This is a genomic window from Haloarcula montana (assembly GCF_035666295.1).
GTDB lineage: Archaea > Halobacteriota > Halobacteria > Halobacteriales > Haloarculaceae > Haloarcula > Haloarcula montana.
This window is the reverse complement of the sequence record NZ_CP142027.1, coordinates 2847550-2864813: the sequence shown is the minus strand read 5'-3', so window position 1 is coordinate 2864813 and position 17264 is coordinate 2847550. Positions and strand designations below refer to the sequence as shown.

The window sequence follows — 17264 nt, the reverse complement described above, 5'->3', positions numbered from 1 at the left end:
GTAAGCGTTGCGACCCGCACTCAGGGGTCGGGCCGCGTTCCGAGCGGTAACTGGACCCTCTGACGCTGGCCGTCCCGGTCGAGCGTGACATCGATCGTGTCCCCGGGACTGGTCTCCAGCGCCAGGAAGGTCGACAGTTCCTGGCGCGTCGGCGTTCGGGTGTCGTTCAGGCGCCTGATCACGTCCCCGCCGACCCCGACCTCGACGCCGGACTGGTCGACACGCCGGTCGCTCCCCTGTAACACGCCGTCGGACGGGCCGCCCTCGACGACCTGGTCGATATAGACGCCCGCTTCCGGGTCGATACGACCGGCTTCGGCCAGTCGGGGGGTCACGTCCTGGAGCACGACACCCATGTAGGAGTGTTCGTACTCGTCCCCGCCGACGAGTGTCGGGACGACTCGCTGGGTCAGTGCGGCCGAGACGGCGAAGGCGACGTTGTCTCCGCCACCGGCGCTGATGACGCCGACGACATCCCCGTCAACTGTGACGAGCGGGCCGCCGCTGTTGCCGGGGTTGACCGCGGCGTCGGTCTGGACGGCGTCGGCGATCGAGAAGTTGTTCGCGCTCTCTAAGGTCCGATCGACGCCGCTGACGATGCCGGCCGAGACAGAGCCGGCCAGCCCGAAGGGGTTGCCGATAGCGACGACCTGCGTCCCGACCGGCGGGTCGCTGTCGACGAACGACAGCGGTGCGGTCCCCGACGGAGAGTCGTCGATCCGGAGGACCGCGAGGTCGCTGTAGACGTCTGCCCCGACCAGCGAGACCTCCCGCCAGCCGGTGTCCGCGAACCGGACGTGGTAGTCGCTCCCGCCGGCGACGACGTGTTCGTTGGTAACCAGGTGTCGGTCGTCGACGAGGAAGCCGCTGCCCTGTGAGCCGCCGCCGTCGTCCGCGTAGACCCTGATCGACGCGACGGCGTCGGCGGCCGACCCGTAAGCCTCTGAAACCGCGCTCTCACCGGCCGAGCCCGTCTGATCGTCCGCTCCCGTCGAACCCGGGTCCGGATCTGGGTCCGAACGGCCAGGGGACTGACAGCCCGCGATACCGGCCGCGGCGGCCCCCAACGCACCGAGAAACCTCCTGCGAGACGGCGAATCGAGCTTCATGGGCGTACGTCCGGCGCCCGGGCGAAGAACCCACCGGTGCCCACCTGGTTGCGGTACAGTCTTAAGTGTCAGCCGGGAGTACGTCCGTCCGCTCATGGAACTAACCTGGTACGGCCACTCGACCTGGCACGTGACGGTAGACGAGACGGACCTGCTCATCGATCCCTTTTTCGACAACCCCAAGACCGACACGGACCCCGAGGAACTGGACCCCGATTACGTCCTGTTGACACACGGCCACGCCGACCACATCGGTGACGTGGACCGCTACGAGGGGACGACGCTCGTCGCCACGCCGGAGGTCGTCGGCTACTGCCAGGACACCTTCGGCGAGTTCGACGCCGTCGGCGGCATGGGGATGAACCTCGGCGGTACCGTCGAGATCGGCGACGCCTTCGTGACGATGCACCGGGCCGACCACACCAACGGGATGGAGACCGGCTACGGGGCGACGGGTGGGATGCCCGGCGGCTTCGTCATCTCCGATACCAAACCCACGCAGGTCAGCGACGAGGAGTCGACCACCTTCTACCACGCCGGTGACACCGGCCTGATGACCGAGATGCGCGACGTCATCGGCCCGTTCCTCGAACCCGACGCGGCCGCGCTCCCGGTCGGCGACCACTTCACGATGGGGCCGATGCAGGCCGCTATCGCCGTCGACTGGCTCGATCTCGACTACGCGTTCCCGATGCACTACGACACGTTCCCGCCCATCGAAATCGAGACCGAGGACTTCGTCAAGGAGGTCAAAGGGGTCGGCAGCAACACCGAGGTCGTCGTCCTGGACGGCGACGAGAGCTTCGACCTGTAGTCGTCGGCAGTCTTTATTACCGGTCTTTCTGATAGCGGTGGTATGTCACTCACCGACCGACTGGACGCGTATCTCGACGACAACGGGCTGGAAGCGGTCTGGTTCGCGCGACCGAACTCCTTCGCCTGGCTGACTGACGGCGGGGACAACGTCGTCGACCGAGGGGGCGACGTCGGCGTCGCCGCGGCCGGCTACGACGGCGACGAGGTCCAGGTCGTCACGGACAACATCGAGGCACCGCGCCTGCGCGACGAGGAACTAGCCGACGGCGTCCCGATCGAGACCTTCGACTGGCACGCTCGGGGGCTGGCCGAGGTCGTCGAGAGCGTCAGCCCGACACCGGCGGCGGCCGACTTCGACGTCGAGGGGTTCGAATCCGTCGATGCGGGGGTACTCCGGCAGCCACTGACCGATCAGCAGGCCGAGACCTACCGGAAACTGAGTGCCGACGTGGCTGCGGCGGTCGAGTCCGTCGCCCGCGGGACCGAGCCGGGCGACACCGAACTAGACGTGACTGCCGCCCTCCGGCGGGAACTCGAACGCGAGGGGATCGCGACCCCGGTCGTCCTCGTCGGCGGGAGCGAGCGCGCACAGTCGTACCGCCACTACACGCCCAAAGACGAACCCCTGGGCGACTACGCTCTCCTGTCGGTGACCGCCACCCGCGAAGGACTGTACACCAGTTGTACCCGGACAGTCGCGTTCGACGCACCCGACTGGCTCGCCGACCGGACGGAGGCGGCGATGCGCGTCGAGGCGACCGCGCTGGCCGCGACGCGCGAAGTCGGGCGAGAAGGGGGCACCGCGGCCGATGTCTTCGAGGCCGTCCAGGCGGCCTACGACGCCGTCGGCTGGGGCGGCGAGTGGCGAAACCACCACCAGGGCGGTGCCGCCGGCTTCGCCGGCCGGGAGTGGATCGCGACACCGTCGAACGACGCCCCCGTCGTCCTCCCGCAGGGATACGCCTGGAACCCGACCGTTCAGGGCGCAAAGAGTGAGGACACGCATCTGGTCACCGCTGACGGCGTCGAGACGCTCTCGACGACCGGGGAGTGGCCCACCCGAACCGTCGAGGCCGTCGGATACGATCTGACACTGTCACGTCACGGCGTGCTCTCTCGGTGAGGGGCTGATAGTGAGTATTGTAGCGATTTACCGGTACGCGCCGTCCCCGGTGTCGGCGCGATCCGGAAATAATCTACAATAAGCAGTATCAGTCGTTTGTTCGAATAGTCCAATAAATATCAGACTCGATATACTTTTACCGTCCACGGTGCAAGACCGGGTGCTATGAACGAGAGTGCCCAGACGCCCGACAGGACGAGCGAGGACCGGACCTGGTGGAAGGAGGCGGTCGTCTACCAGATCTACCCCAAGAGTTTCAACGACAGCGACGGCGACGGCGTCGGCGACATCCAGGGGATCATCGATCGGGTCGACCACCTCGACGACCTGGGGATCGACGTGGTCTGGCTCTCGCCAGTCTACGCGTCGCCACACGCCGACAACGGCTACGACATCAGCGACTACCGAGCAATCGACGACAGGTTCGGCGACATGAGCGACTGGGAGCGCCTGCGGGACGAACTCCACGCCCGGGACATCAAAGTCGTGATGGACCTGGTGGTCAACCACACCAGCGACGAACACGAGTGGTTCGAGAAGTCCCGCCGCCGCGAGGACGGCTACGAGGACTACTACTACTGGCGCGATCCAGCCGAGGACGGCGGCCCGCCGAACAACTGGGAGTCCTTCTTCGGCGGCCAAACGTGGTCCTGGGACGAGGAGCGCCAGCAGTACTACCTCCATCTCTTCGACGAGAAGCAACCGGACCTCAACTGGGAGAACCCCCAGGTCCGGGAAGACGTCTACGAGATGATGAACTGGTGGCTGGAGAAGGGCGTCGACGGCTTCCGCATGGACGTCATCAACCTCATCTCGAAGACTCGTGGGCTCCCTGACGGCGAGGAGGGTGACTGGCAGACCGGCGTCGAACACTTCATGAACGGCCCGCGCATCCACGAGTTCCTGCAGGAGATGTACGACGAGGTGCTGGCCGGCCGCGACGTGATGACCGTCGGGGAGATGCCCGGCGTCGACATCGAGGAGGCCAAGCAGTACACCGGTGCGGACGGCGACGGACTCGGGATGATATTCACCTTCGAGCATATGAACCTCGACCACGACGGCGGCCGGTGGGACCTCCACGAGGACTACGAGGCGTGGGACCTGCGCGACCTCAAGGAGTTCGTCGGCCGCTGGCAACGTGGCCTCGCCGAGGAGGGGTGGAACAGCAACTACCTGGGGAACCACGACCAGCCCCGGATCGTCTCCCGTTTCGGCGACGACGGCCAGTACCGCGTCGAGTCCGCGAAACTGTTGGGTACCTTCCTCCTGACGCTCTCGGGGACGCCCTACGTCTACCAGGGCGACGAGATCGGGATGACCAACGTCGACTGGCAACACCTGGGAGAAGTCGTCGACGTGGACACGATCAACCACGTCGAACTGCTAATGGCGGAACACGACATCGACGACTACCAAGAACTCCGTGGGTTCGTCAACGCTCGATCCCGCGACAACGCACGAACGCCGGTCCAGTGGGACGACAGCGACTCCGCCGGCTTCACCGACGGCAAACCGTGGCTCAAGGTCAACGACAACTACACCGAGATCAACGTCGCAGCCGACCGAACGGCCGACGATTCGGTTTTCGAGTACTACCGTGACCTCGTTGACCTCCGGAACGAGCGGGACGTGTTCGTCTACGGCGAGTTCGAGATGTTCCTGCCCGACCACGAACACGTCTTTGCCTTTACCCAGAGCCTAGACGACGAACGCGTCCTCGTCGTGTTGAACTTCAGCGACGAGCCCCGGACCGTCGATCTCGGTGAGTCCGACGGTCGGCTCCTCGTCTCGAACTACGACGACCCCGCGACCGACCTACCGACGCTCACGCTGGCACCCTTCGAAGCGACCGTCTTCGAGGTGTAGGGTCGGACAACGGTGACCTGCCCGTTCTCGTTCCCAGTACTGGCGGTACGGCGGTCATACCACGGGCGTAGGGAGTCCATAACGAAGGAAGTCCGGCCTCACATCCCAGTCAACCATGGCACGGCTATTCGGGTCGACGGCACGGCCGGGAGAGAGCCGGGATCGCTCGGCGGACACGGACGGCCGGCGACGTGACACCGAGAGTAGCAGCCCGACGGGGAATCCGGGGCCGACCCGTCAGGGAGTACGTGTGACCGGAAGCAGTCGACGGAAGCGGCAGTCGGTCCGCATTACGATCACCAAGCAACCGGCCGAGAGCGATTCGGCGGTCGCGATCGTCGAGGACATCGGCTCTACGTATCAACTCGTCGAATATGCCTCGCCCGTCGTCCGGGAACTGATCAACTCGCTCCCGGAGGGGTCGGTCGTCGACGTCGACATCGAACGGGTCCTCGCCCGCGGCAACTGCTGGCGTGTAATTGGCGTCCATGCCGTCGCCGACGAAACCGCGACACTGTAAGCGCTGTCAGTCCGGCTGATACCGCTGGGGACCGCGAAAACACGTCTCCGGGGAGACCGCCGTCACCCTCAGGTGGCGTTCGCCGATCACTCCGCGCCGTCGTCGCTACCGACACGGATGACCTGCAACAGCGAGTAGACGGGGACGCCCTGGATATCCTCGACGCCGCGTTTGTCGGCCAGGACGACGCAGGCGACCGGATTGCCCCCCTGCTGGCGGATGGCGCTGATGGTCTCGGACATCGTCTTCCCGCTGGTGATGGTGTCGTCGACGATGTAGCAGTCTCGGTTGCGAATCTCGGCGAAGTTCCGCGAGAACGAGCCGTCTGCGGCCTCGCTGTCGTCGTCGTCCCACTGGTGTTTGGTCGGCGCATAGGTCCCCAGATCGGTGTCGAGTTCGTGTGCGACGGTGGTCGCCAAGGGAGCGCCCGCCTTCTCGATTCCGATGGTCAAGTCGACGTCTTGGCCCTGCTTGGCGGCCAGGTCAGCCATGGCGGCACCGGCGTGATACAGCCGCGAGGAGTCCCGTCCTAGCGCGGACCAGTCGACGTGGATGTCGTGGGGGCCACCCGACGGCGACGAGGTCGGCTCCGTACCCGTTCCGCTGCGTTCCACCAGCCAGCTAGCGGTCTCACGCGAGACGTTGAGTTCGTCTGCGATCTCACCTTTGGAGAGCCCTCGTTCCGCGAGGTCGGCCGCGCTCGCGACGAGGTCGTCCGTGTTCTTCATATGCCCTCCTGCGTGTGGGAGGGTTTAATAGCATGTGCTATCGGCTAACCGTTCCCCACAAACTATTTACAACACCCGTTGTTACTCGATAGTGGCTGGGTCGTGTCCCGTCGTCCGCGTGCTCGGACGACACTGATGGCCCCAACGAGTCCGGCGACGTGCCATCGTCATCCCCCTATGCCAGGACTCTTCCCCCCATACTGTCGCACGCCCGGCCAACGATCGACCGACGTATCCGCGACGGGTCTGCCAGGCCGTCGCGCATGGTTGCCACCAATCCGGCCGGCGGGACCCTTCCCGCACTCCGTTTGGTCTGTTCGTACGCGATACTCCCGTACTCACTCGGTCGGGAACCGGTATATCCGCTGTTTACACGACGGACAGACGAGGGTCTCGTCGGGCGACTCGCGTGGGGTCGTGTAGCTCCCACAGCAGCCGACCTCCGTCGATTCGACGAGGGACGACCCACAGACCGGGCAGTCGTCGAGAAACATCCGGAACGTTTCGGCGGCGGCGGTTCGAATCCGGTCGTCGTCGACGACATCCGACAGCACTCGGTACGCGGCGAGTTCCGCGACAACGACCGGTTTCCCGACGAGGGTACCCTGTCCCTCACCGACGACGACCCATTCCCGCCCGTTGGTGTGGAGTCCTTCGGCGTGTTGGATGTGGGGAAAGGTCTCTCGGACATCGTCTGCGAGGGCGTCCAGCGAAAGCGTCGACAGATCGGCCATCCGCTCGTGCCAGGCGGTCTCGATATCGTCAGCGAGAAACAGCATCTCTCCGTCCGCGTCTAGGACGCCTGCCTCGGCCAGTGCCGCCATCACCGTTTCACCGTCCAGGTCGACAGCGGCCACGAGCGACGTGTCTTCGGTGGGCTCTCGGTCGTCTGTCGTATCGTCGGGAGACTGTTCAGCGATAGCCTCCGGTTCGTGGACAGGTACGCTGTAGTCGTCGTGGAACCACTCGTCGGGCAGTGGTGAGGCCGCGACCAGACGGGGAGCGAACACAGGGGTGTACGGGACGAGATAACCCCGCAGAGCGATCACACCGAGCCCCAGCGTCGCCACGACAGCAGCCACCAATCGCCGTCGACGAACCGCCAGAAATAGTATTAGTAACCCAAGAATAGCGACGTTGACGATCGTACACGGCCAGCATCTGTTCTTCCCGGTATGTGTCTCGTCGCGTACCGAATCGAGAAATGCCATCGTGTCCTGCACTTACAACACGTCCCTTATCAATCTCCCCACACAAGCAGCTAGTGACGAACTCACCAAACTTTTTAACAACAGGTGTTGTTACATGCTCTCATGCCGGATTCGGAGATGAGGTATACGACTCTCGGTTCGACGGGCCTAGAGGTGTCTACACTCTGTCTGGGGACGATGAACTTCGGAAGCAGCGAACCCTGGATGATGAACGACGCCGAGGCGAGCCGGGAGCTTCTCCGGCGAGCACTGGATCTCGGGATCAATTTCGTCGATACCGCAAACGCCTACTCGGCCGGCGAGAGCGAGGAGATCGTCGGCTCGGTCCTCGATTCGTATCGCCGGGACGAACTGGTCGTCGCCACCAAGGTCTTTTTCGACATGCACGACGGCCCGAACGGCGGCGGCCTCTCGAAGAAACACATCATCGACCAGTGCCACGCCAGCCTCGATCGGCTCGGCGTGGAGTACCTCGACCTCTACCAGATCCACCGCTGGGACGAGGAGACGCCGATCGAGGAGACGCTAGAGGCGCTTACGTATCTCGTCGACGAGGGGTACGTCCGGTACATCGGCGCCAGTACGATGGCCAACTGGCAGTTCCAGAAGGCGCTGTACACCGCGGATATCGAGGGCTACGAGCGGTTCGTCTGTATGCAACCGGAGTACAACGCCGTCGACCGACACGAGGAGGCGAACCTCCTGCCGGTCTGTGAGAGCGAGGAGATCGGTGTGATCCCCTGGTCGCCGCTCGGTGGGGGGTTCCTGGCAGGCAAGTACGACCGTGGCGACGAGCCGACCGCAGGACGTGCCACCGACGACGACTACACCGCGGACCGGTTCACCGAGGAAAACTGGGCAGTGCTCGACGCGGTTCGGGATATCGCAGCCGAGAACGACGCTACACCGGCACAGGTAAGTCTCGCCTGGCTCCTCGAACAGGACGTGGTCGACGCGCCGATCATCGGCCCTCGAACGATCGATCACCTGGAGGAAGACATCGATGCGGTCACGCTGTCGCTGAGCGACGAGGAGTGTGCCCGCATCGCGGAACCGAAATACCCGCAATGGCCGGTCCCAGGGAAAGACTGAGAGCGATTCGCGTTCGCAACAGGACACTACGCAGATGACACACAGATGAACGACGACGAACTCACCGACGTACTGGAAGACGCTGGACTCTCCCCTTACCAGGCCGAGGCGTACGTCGCCTTGCTCGAATTGGGAACGGCGTCCGCGACAGACGTCGCGGAATCGTGTGACGTTCCGGACCCACGGATCTACGACGTGCTCCGGGACCTCGAATCGAAAGGCTATATCGAGACGTTCCAGCAGGACAGTCTGACGGCGCGTGCCAGAGACCCAAAGGAAGTACTCGAAGACCTGCGCTCGCGCTCGAACAAGTACCTCGACGCCGCCGAAACCATCGAGGAGCGGTGGGACCAACCCGAGATCAGCGATCACGAAGTCAGTATCGTCAAACGGTTCGAGACGGTTCTCAACCGTGCCCGTGAACTGATCGAGGGGGCGGAGAACCAGATCCAGATAGGGGTCAATACCCAGCAGTTCTACGAACTCGAACCGGCCCTCAGGGAGGCCAGCGAACGCGGCGTCGACATCAAACTCAGTATCTGTACCAAACCGGATGCGGAGATTCCGACACACGAGGAACTAGAGGGTGTCTGTACCGAGGCCCGCCATCGCTCGATCCCCGCACCGTTTCTGGTCCTGGTCGACCGGGCGTGGACGTGTTTCGCTCCACACCGACACTCGATCAGCAACTACGGTGTCCTCGTCAACGATCGAACTCATACGTACGTCTTCCACTGGTTCTTCCTGACGTGTCTCTGGGAGATCTGGGATACGATCTACACACGCCGGAGCCCGGAGACGCCGACGACGTACGTCGATCTCCGCCACGCGGTTCGGGATATCGAACCGTTACTGGACGAAGGTGCTCGGATCGAAGTCGTCGTCGCGGGGTACAAGACCCAGACCAACGAATCGGTCGAGATCACCGGGATCATCACAGACGTCGACTACACCGGGAAGAACATGGGCCGAGTCGAACCGGTCCCGCTGGCACAGTTAGCGGGCCGTGTCGCGGCGACGGTCGTCACCGACGATCGGACATACGAGATCGGTGGCTGGGGGGCCGTGATCGAAGAGATCGAGGCGACCAACATCACGGTCACGGATATACAGTACGAGTAGGACGACCGAAAAACGCTCCCACAGTTTACGCGTTTGAGCGGGATTCTATCCCAAACGATCGTTGTGCATTACCGAGTTTTTATATACTGATAGTTGAGATCGGGGTGTATCTATCAGATATATTCATGTTTGATGGTCCGTTCACAGTCGATTAACAACACCTGTGGTTAATTATGGATAACCTTTAAGTGCTAACCCAGTAAGAACCAGGATAGACATGTCGGACAACGGCACAACAGGTGACAGTGGAACGAACGGTATTTCGCGACGACGGTTTGTCCAAGCGGCTGGGGCAACCGGTGTGGTCGCAGGACTGGCTGGCTGTGCGAGTGACGGGGGCTCCGGCGGAGACGGTGGAGACGGAGGTTCTGGCGGGGACGGCGGTGACGGCGGCAGCAGCGGCGGCAGCGGTGGCAACGAAACGACGACGGTCGAGTGGGGTTTCGACCCCGTCGCAGTCCAGAACAACGGCGACGCCATCAAGCAGGCACTGCGGGACAACGGCCTTCCGGACAACGTCGAGATCGAGTTCGTCCCGCGTGACCAGGACACCGGTGCGGCACGGTCGAACTACAATCGCCTCCTGAGCGCCGGCGAGACGTCGCCGGACATGTTCCTGATGGACAACGGCTGGACGAACATCTTCATCCAGCGGGGACAACTCCAGAACCTCACCGAGACCCTGCCCGAGGAACTCCTGACGGATGTCCAGGACAACTACTTCTCGGCGTTCACCGATACGGCGCGGAACCCGAGCAACGGGAACCTCTTCGGTGTCCCGGTGTTCCCCGACTTCCCGACGATGCAGTACCGCAAGGACCTCGTCGAGGACGCCGGCTACAGTCCCGAATCGAACAACTGGGCGACCGAGCCGATGACCTGGGAGGAGTGGTCCAACATCGCGGCCGACACCTTCGACAATGCCGACGTGGACTTCGGATTCACCACACAGTGGGACATCTACGAGGGAACCTCCTGCTGTACGTTCAACGAGGTCATGTCCTCGTGGGGCGGCGCCTACTTCGGCGGCCGGGACAACCTCTTCGGGCCGATCGGCGACCGGCCGATCACGGTCAACGAGCCCGAGGTCGTCAACTCGCTCAACATGATGCGGAAGTTCGTCCACGACGAGGACTTCGGCGGCGACTTCGAGGGGTACGGCGGCGGGTTCACCCCGACGGAGATCCTCGGATGGAACGAGGAGCCGTCCCGTGCGCCGTTCGCGAGCGGCAACGCCGTCTTCCACCGTAACTGGCCGTACTCGCTCGCGCTCTGTGGTCGGAACCCGGAAGAGACGGAAGACCCGGCACTTGGCGAGGACCTGGGTGCGATGCCGATCCCGTACGCCGTGTCCGAATCCGAGGCCGCACAGCCCGGGACCGGTGGCACGACCTCCGCGCTGGGTGGCTGGCACATGACGGTCAATCCCAACAGCAGCAAGGACTCTGCGGTCACGGAGGTCATCCGTACCGCGATGCAGCCGGACTTCCAGCTCAGGCTGCTGTCCATCCAGGGCTGGCTGCCCCCGCGGCCGGAGCTGTTCAACTCCGACGAAGCACGGAACGTCCCTGTCGTCGGTCGGTACATGGACACGCTGCAGGTCGCCGGGAACAACACGATGCCACGTCCCGTGACCGCCGTCTGGAGCGACCAGTCGAGCAACATCGCCCAGCAGGCCAACCGCGCGGTCGGTCAGGAGACCGACTCACAGTCGGCGATGGACACGCTACGTGAGAGCCTCGTGGAGACCGAGTCGTAACCACTGGGGCCTCGCCTAGCTTTAAACCAATACTGCGTTATTATTGATTATGGAACCTATAGGAGGGATACACGGAAATGAGCACTGATACTGCCGACACGGGGCGTGAGTCCCGGCGTTCCGGCGCGTTAGTGCAAGTGATGCGTTGGATGGAAAACTTGAGCGACACGCAGTACGCCTACCTCTTACTGGTCCCAGTGTTCGTCCTGTTGGGTATCGTCGCGCTATACCCACTGCTCAGGACGTTCGAGCTGTCGCTGTTCCGTCTCTCGACGGACTTCTCGTCGACGACCTTCGTCGGCGTCGGGAACTACGTCGACCTGTTCACCGGTGGGCTGGATCGGTACCTCCCCGGTGGGACCTCGTTCCTCCCGACCGAGCTAACACTGACCGGGATGCTCAACAGCGCCCTGGTCGTCACGATCATCTTCGCCGTGGTGAGCGTCCTCTTCGAGACCCTCATCGGGCTAGGACAGGCGCTCATCCTCGACCAGGACTTCTACGGGCGTCGGTGGATTCGTGCGGCCATCATCATCCCGTGGGCCGTCCCGGTCGTCATTCAGGGGATGATCTTCTTCCTGATGTTCAACTCCAACATCGGGTTCGCGACGCCGTTCCTCGCGGATCTGGGGCTACTCGCGCCGACGAACACGCTCAACGACACCGCCAGTGCGGTGTTTATCATCATCGTCGCCGACATCTGGAAGACCTCGGCGTTCATGGCGCTACTGATACTCGCCGGGCTCCAAAGCATCGACCGCGGGCTCTACAACGTCGCGAAGGTCGCGGGCGCGACCAAGTGGCAGCAGTTCAAGTACATCACCTTCCCGCTCATCCTGCCCACTATCGGGATCGCCGTGCTGTTCCGCTCCGTGCAGGCGATGCGGGTCTACGGTATCATCGATACCGTATCGAGTTGTACCGTCGTTCCGTCGCTGTCCTGTATGGTCGTCGCGACGTTCACGACCCGTGAGGGCGTGTCCGCCTCCATCGCGTTCGTCACTGCGGCGATTATCGGAATAGTTGTGATGGGAATTATCCTCTGGCAAGGGGAGGACGCGATCTAACATGGCAACGACAACTGGCAACACCGACGCGAGTGACGAAGGCGGGATCAGTGGCTGGGCCAAGCGAACGATAGCCAACCCAGACGGCCTCTACAGGTCGCTGTTCTACGCCGCGATGGTGTTTTTCCTCGTGACGACGCTGTTCCCCTTCTACTGGCTCGCCGTCCTGGCAGTCACGCCCGAAGGGAACCTCCTGGCCGGGAGTTTCCTGCCCCAGATCGGTGGGTTCACCATCCCCCTGCCGACGCCGAAGGGGTTCAATCCCGAAGCGTTCATCTCGGTCTTCGAGCAGGTACCGTTCCACCTGTATATGTTGAACAGCTTCGCCCTGGCGGTCACCACGACCATCATCGTCTTGATCGTCGCGAGTCTCGCGGGATACGTCTTCGGCCGACTCCGCTTCCCCGGCCGTGCGCTCCTGATGCTGGGTATCCTGGCGATCAGCTACTTCCCGCCGGCGGCGTTCGTCATCCCGCTGTTCAAGGCCTTCGCCGGCAACGAACCGCTGTTGGTGCCGTTCACGCAGATCCCGCTGTTCACGCCGCCAAGACTGTTGAACACACCGGGATCGATGATCCTTCCCTTCAGCGCACTGTTCATGCCGCTGTCGATCTTCATCCTCACGACCTTCTACGGACAGATTCCCGACGGGTTAGAGGACGCAGCACGCGTCGAAGGAACGACGCGACTCGGCGCGCTGTTCCGGGTCATCATGCCGCTGTCGGCGCCGGGTGTGGCGACGGCGTCCGTGCTGACCTTCATCGCGGTGTACAACGAGTATTTCTTCAGTTCGATCATGGCCACCTCTCCCGAGGCGGCGAAGTGGTCACCGATCGTCGGTGGGATACTCAGCTACCAGACCCAGTACACCACCCAGTACAACCTCATGGCGGCCGCGAGTATCGTCGGGGTCCTCCCCGTCGTCATCCTCGTCGTCGTCGCACAGGAACGCATCGTCAGCGGACTGACCTCAGGAGCACTCAAGGAGTAACACAATGGCACGAGTCAAACTCGAACACGTCACGAAACGCTACGACGATCAAGGTGAAGTAGTCACCGCGGTCGACGACATGAACCTCGACATCGACCACGGCGAGTTCATCTGTTTCGTCGGTCCATCCGGCTGTGGGAAATCGACGACCATGGAAACGATCGCCGGGCTGACCATCCCCTCCGAGGGGCAGATATTCATCGGCGATCGGGAGGTGACGAACCTCCCGCCCAAAGACCGGGGCATCGCGATGGTGTTCCAGAACATCGCGCTGTTTCCCCACATGGACGTCTACGACAACATCAGCTTCGGACTCCGACTCCGAGACTACCCACAGGACGAGATCGATCGCCGCGTCGAGCGAGCGGCCGACATCGTCCAGTTAGAGGGGATGCTCGGGCGGATGCCCGAAGAGATGTCCGGCGGCCAGCGCCAGCGTGTCGCGATCGCCCGGGCGATCGTCCGCGAACCGGACGTGTTCCTGATGGACGAGCCACTGGCGAACTTAGACGCGAAGCTGAAAGTCCACATGCGGACGGAACTCCAGCGCCTGCACAAGGAACTGGACACCACGATCATCTACGTCACCCACGACCAGGAGGAGGCGATGACGCTCTCGGACCGCATCGCCGTCCTCAACGCGGGGAGTCTCCAGCAGATCGCGCCGCCGCTGACCTGTTACAACGAGCCCGACAACCTGTTCGTGGCCGGGTTCATCGGCTCGCCGTCGATGAACTTCGTCTCGGCGACGGCCTCGGAGAACGCGCTGGAAACGCCGAACTTTACGCTAGAGTTCGATCCGACGACCGTCGAGGGCGTCGGTGTCGGTGACGATCTGACGATCGGCATCCGACCGGAAGACATCTATCCGGCCACCGAAAGAAGCGAGGTTCCCGACCCGTCGACGGCGATCCCCACACGGACGGACATCCTGGAACCGATGGGCGACGAGATCTTCGCCTACCTGCTGTTGGGCGAAGGGGAGACCTCGATGGACCAGGAGCGGACGACCGACGACCAGTTGTTGATGAGCATCGACCCCGATTCGGAGATCGCCGAGGACGAAAACGTCGAGGTCGTCATCGACAGGCGGAACGTCCACCTGTTCGACTCGGCCTCGGGTGAGGCGATCGTCCACAAGCTCGAACCGATCGGAGCCGGCGGCGCGACAGCCGGCAGCGAGGCGGAATCCGACGACTAACACACAATGCCTGGTACCCTCTGGTGGAGCCTGATGCTGGTCCTGTTTTTCTTCTGGGCGTACGGCTTCGTGTCGTTCGTTCTGGATCTGAAAAACACGATCATCCCGGGCGTCATCCAATACAGACGTGGCCGCCGCCGTCAGAAGGCACAGCAACAGCACGACGAGGAACGAGAGGAAAAGGAACGACAGCTGTACTGACCCGGTAGCGCTTTCCCAACCTAGTCCACACAACCACCGTCCAGACATGAGTGACCCGTCTTCAGTTCGACTCGGAATCGTCGGTCTCGGAAACATCGCGAATATCCACTGTGACGCGCTCGAAGCGAGTGGGCTCGAAGAGACGCTCGTCGCCGGCGTCGATATCGATCCGGACGCCCGAGCCGCGTTCGCCGACACGTACGGCGTAGACGTCTACGAGGACCACGAGGAGATGTTCGCGGAGATCGACGCCGTCCTCGTGACGACACCGAACCGGTTTCACGAGGAATACGTCGTCGACGCGCTCGCCGCCGGACTCGACGTACTCGTCGAGAAACCACTGGCCCACACCTTGGAGAGTGCGACCCGTATCGCGGAGGCCGCCGAAGACGCCGAGGGGTTCTGTATGGTCGGGTTCCACAAACGGTTCGCGGAACCGGTCGAGGTACTCGACGGCTACCGCCGCCGAGGCGAACTCGGCGACGTGAACCACGTGGAAGCGGACTACATCCGCCGTCGGGGGATCCCCGCCCGAGGCTCGTGGTTCACCCAGAAGTCGGTGTCGGGTGGTGGCTCGCTCATCGATATCGGTGTCCACGCACTCGATCTCTCGCTCTATCTGTCGGGGTATCCCGAAGTCACCGAGGTTTCCGGGGTCACGCGGGCGAACTTCGGCACCGACGACGACTACTCGTACGTCAAGATGTGGGGCGAGGACCAGGGAGCGAGTGGCTTCGACGTCGATGACTCCGTTAGCGCACTCGTCCGGTGTGCGGACGGCACAACGATCTCGCTAGAGGTCGCCTGGGCGAGCAACCGACCGAACAGCCAGCAGTACTACGTTCGTGGCGACGAGGCAGGTGCCGGCCTCGATCTGGCATCGGGTGAGCTGACGCTCTACGAGAGCAGCAGCCAGGGGGGAGACCATCACAGGACCACAGAGATCGAGACACGAGACGGCGGGGCACACGTCGCCGAGACGACCCGGTTCGTCGAGGCCGTCGCGGAGGGGCAAGCCCCCGAGCGAAACACCGTCGAGGAGGCCCTCACTGTCCAGAAAGTCATCGACGGGATCTACCGCTCCAGCGAGGCCGGCGAGGCCGTTCGGATCGAATAACAAACGCTGAAGAAAGACTTAATCCCTCATGCTCTCACAATCCGGTGTATTATGAAGGCAATCGGTGTTCGGCGGGACGGGGACCAACCCGTACTGCTCGAGAAGGAACGGCCAACACCAGAGAAGGGTGAGGCGCTCGTCCGGACGCTACGGGTCGGTGTCGACGGAACAGATCACGAAGTCATCGGTGGCTCTCACGGTGGGTATCCGGATGGGGAAGACCACATGGTGCTGGGCCACGAGGCGGTCGGCGTCGTCGAAGAGCCAAACGGAACGGGATTCGACGAAGGACAGGTCGTCGTCCCGACCGTGCGACGCAAACCGAACGGCGAGACCAACGAGTACTTCCGGCGTGGGGAACCGGATATGGCACCCGAAGGCGAGTATTTCGAACGCGGAATCGTCGGGGAACACGGGTACATGGCCGAGTATTTCACGTCGCCCGCGGACTTTCTCGTTCCGATCCCGGCGGAGTTGGCCGAGTACGGCCTGTTCGTCGAACCGGTCTCGATCACCGAGAAGGCCAACGAACACGCGTTCTCGACGCGGGAACCGTTCGAGTGGCGACCGGAGTCGGCGTGTGTCCTCGGCAACGGGTCGCTGGGACTGCTCACGCTCTGGATGCTCCAACAGAAGTTCGACCGAACCTACTGTGTCGGCCGGCGCGATCGGCCGGACCCGACAATCGAGATCATCGACGAACTCGGTTCGACCTACATCGATTCCCGGGAGACGGCTGTCGACGAGATTCCGGAGGCCCACGAGTCGGTCGACTATATCTACGAGGCGACCGGGTTCGCCCCCCACTCCGTCCAGACCGTGCAGGCACTCGCGCCGAACGGGGTCGGTGCCCTGCTCGGTATCCCCGAACCGTGGGACTTCGAGATCGACGGCGGGTCGCTTCACAACGAGATCGTCCTGCACAACAAGTGTCTCATCGGGACTGTCAACTCACACATCACCCACTTCGAGGACGCCGTGGAGACGCTCTCCGAGGCACCGAACTGGTTGCTCGACGACCTGATAACGACGGTCGCGGAGCCGACCGATGTCGCACCCGCTTTCGAGAACGACGACGACCAGATCAAGGCGGTCGTTGAGTTCGACTCGTTGTGAACGCGCGCGAGCAGGATACCCCTATCCAGGCAGATAATTCGGTGTTTTTCGAAGTGGAATTATCGATTCGGGCCGATTCCAGGACACGGCGAAGAAGGATTATTTCGATACCGAATACCAATTAAAACCGCAAGATGGCAGCGGTATCTGGTGGTCATTTCTGTAAGTCAAACGGCTGTTGTTGTCATACAGAAGTATTAAGTGAAATTCCTCAATATGAAA

General features: G+C 62.9%; 16 protein-coding genes. 13 read left to right on the top strand and 3 right to left on the bottom strand.

Features of this window, described 5'->3' with window-relative positions:
- Window positions 1–20: 20 nt before the first annotated feature.
- A complete protein-coding gene (locus VJ109_RS15145) occupies window positions 21–1109 on the bottom strand; it encodes a S1C family serine protease (RefSeq protein WP_324757854.1) in 1089 nt (362 codons plus the stop codon).
- 94 nt (window positions 1110–1203) lie between these two features.
- On the opposite strand from VJ109_RS15145, the gene VJ109_RS15140 reads away from it, so the two are divergent.
- The 4 genes from VJ109_RS15140 to VJ109_RS15125 all read left to right on the top strand — a co-directional run bounded on the left by VJ109_RS15140 (window position 1204) and on the right by VJ109_RS15125 (window position 5437).
- Window positions 1204–1923 (top strand): metal-dependent hydrolase, encoded by a 720-nt coding sequence (locus VJ109_RS15140; protein WP_324757853.1) that lies wholly within the window; start codon window positions 1204–1206, stop codon window positions 1921–1923.
- Between the two features lie 42 nt (window positions 1924–1965).
- The gene (locus VJ109_RS15135) at window positions 1966–3048 is read left to right on the top strand and encodes a M24 family metallopeptidase (RefSeq protein ID WP_324757852.1); all 1083 of its coding nucleotides are present in this window, start codon (window positions 1966–1968) and stop codon (window positions 3046–3048) included.
- Window positions 3049–3213: 165 nt separating this feature from the next.
- A complete protein-coding gene (locus VJ109_RS15130) occupies window positions 3214–4917 on the top strand; it encodes a glycoside hydrolase family 13 protein (protein WP_324757851.1) in 1704 nt (567 codons plus the stop codon).
- A gap of 250 nt (window positions 4918–5167) precedes the next feature.
- A complete protein-coding gene (locus VJ109_RS15125) occupies window positions 5168–5437 on the top strand; it encodes a DUF7999 family protein (protein ID WP_324757850.1) in 270 nt (89 codons plus the stop codon).
- A gap of 86 nt (window positions 5438–5523) precedes the next feature.
- Here VJ109_RS15125 and gfcR read toward each other — a convergent pair whose 3' ends face one another.
- Together gfcR and VJ109_RS15115 are read right to left on the bottom strand one after the other, a co-directional pair.
- Complete coding sequence (gfcR, locus tag VJ109_RS15120) at window positions 5524–6165, bottom strand: transcriptional regulator GfcR (protein ID WP_324757849.1); 642 nt, start codon at window positions 6163–6165, stop codon at window positions 5524–5526.
- A 338-nt stretch (window positions 6166–6503) separates the two neighbouring features.
- The gene (locus tag VJ109_RS15115) at window positions 6504–7376 is read right to left on the bottom strand and encodes a DUF8054 domain-containing protein (RefSeq protein ID WP_491745812.1); all 873 of its coding nucleotides are present in this window, start codon (window positions 7374–7376) and stop codon (window positions 6504–6506) included.
- A 102-nt stretch (window positions 7377–7478) separates the two neighbouring features.
- Between VJ109_RS15115 and VJ109_RS15110 the strand changes: the two genes are divergently transcribed.
- The 9 genes from VJ109_RS15110 (at window position 7479) to VJ109_RS15070 (ending at window position 17042) form a co-directional block, all read left to right on the top strand.
- The gene (locus VJ109_RS15110) at window positions 7479–8468 is read left to right on the top strand and encodes an aldo/keto reductase (RefSeq protein ID WP_324757847.1); all 990 of its coding nucleotides are present in this window, start codon (window positions 7479–7481) and stop codon (window positions 8466–8468) included.
- 45 nt (window positions 8469–8513) lie between these two features.
- Window positions 8514–9590, top strand: a complete 1077-nt coding sequence (locus tag VJ109_RS15105; RefSeq protein WP_276221553.1) for a TrmB family transcriptional regulator — start codon at window positions 8514–8516, stop codon at window positions 9588–9590.
- Between the two features lie 217 nt (window positions 9591–9807).
- Entirely contained in the window at window positions 9808–11349 is a 1542-nt protein-coding gene (locus tag VJ109_RS15100) for a substrate-binding domain-containing protein (RefSeq protein WP_324757846.1), read from the top strand.
- Window positions 11350–11426: 77 nt separating this feature from the next.
- Entirely contained in the window at window positions 11427–12416 is a 990-nt protein-coding gene (locus VJ109_RS15095; RefSeq protein WP_324757845.1) for a carbohydrate ABC transporter permease, read from the top strand.
- Between the two features lies 1 nt (window position 12417).
- Window positions 12418–13407, top strand: coding sequence for a carbohydrate ABC transporter permease (locus tag VJ109_RS15090; RefSeq protein ID WP_324757844.1), 990 nt, complete (start codon window positions 12418–12420; stop codon window positions 13405–13407).
- 4 nt (window positions 13408–13411) lie between these two features.
- Entirely contained in the window at window positions 13412–14608 is a 1197-nt protein-coding gene (locus VJ109_RS15085; protein ID WP_324757843.1) for an ABC transporter ATP-binding protein, read from the top strand.
- Between the two features lie 6 nt (window positions 14609–14614).
- Entirely contained in the window at window positions 14615–14809 is a 195-nt protein-coding gene (locus tag VJ109_RS15080) for a DUF8005 family protein (protein ID WP_324757842.1), read from the top strand.
- 46 nt (window positions 14810–14855) lie between these two features.
- Window positions 14856–15926 (top strand): Gfo/Idh/MocA family protein, encoded by a 1071-nt coding sequence (locus VJ109_RS15075; protein WP_324757841.1) that lies wholly within the window; start codon window positions 14856–14858, stop codon window positions 15924–15926.
- A 51-nt stretch (window positions 15927–15977) separates the two neighbouring features.
- Entirely contained in the window at window positions 15978–17042 is a 1065-nt protein-coding gene (locus VJ109_RS15070; RefSeq protein WP_324757840.1) for a glucose 1-dehydrogenase, read from the top strand.
- Window positions 17043–17264 lie beyond the last annotated feature (222 nt).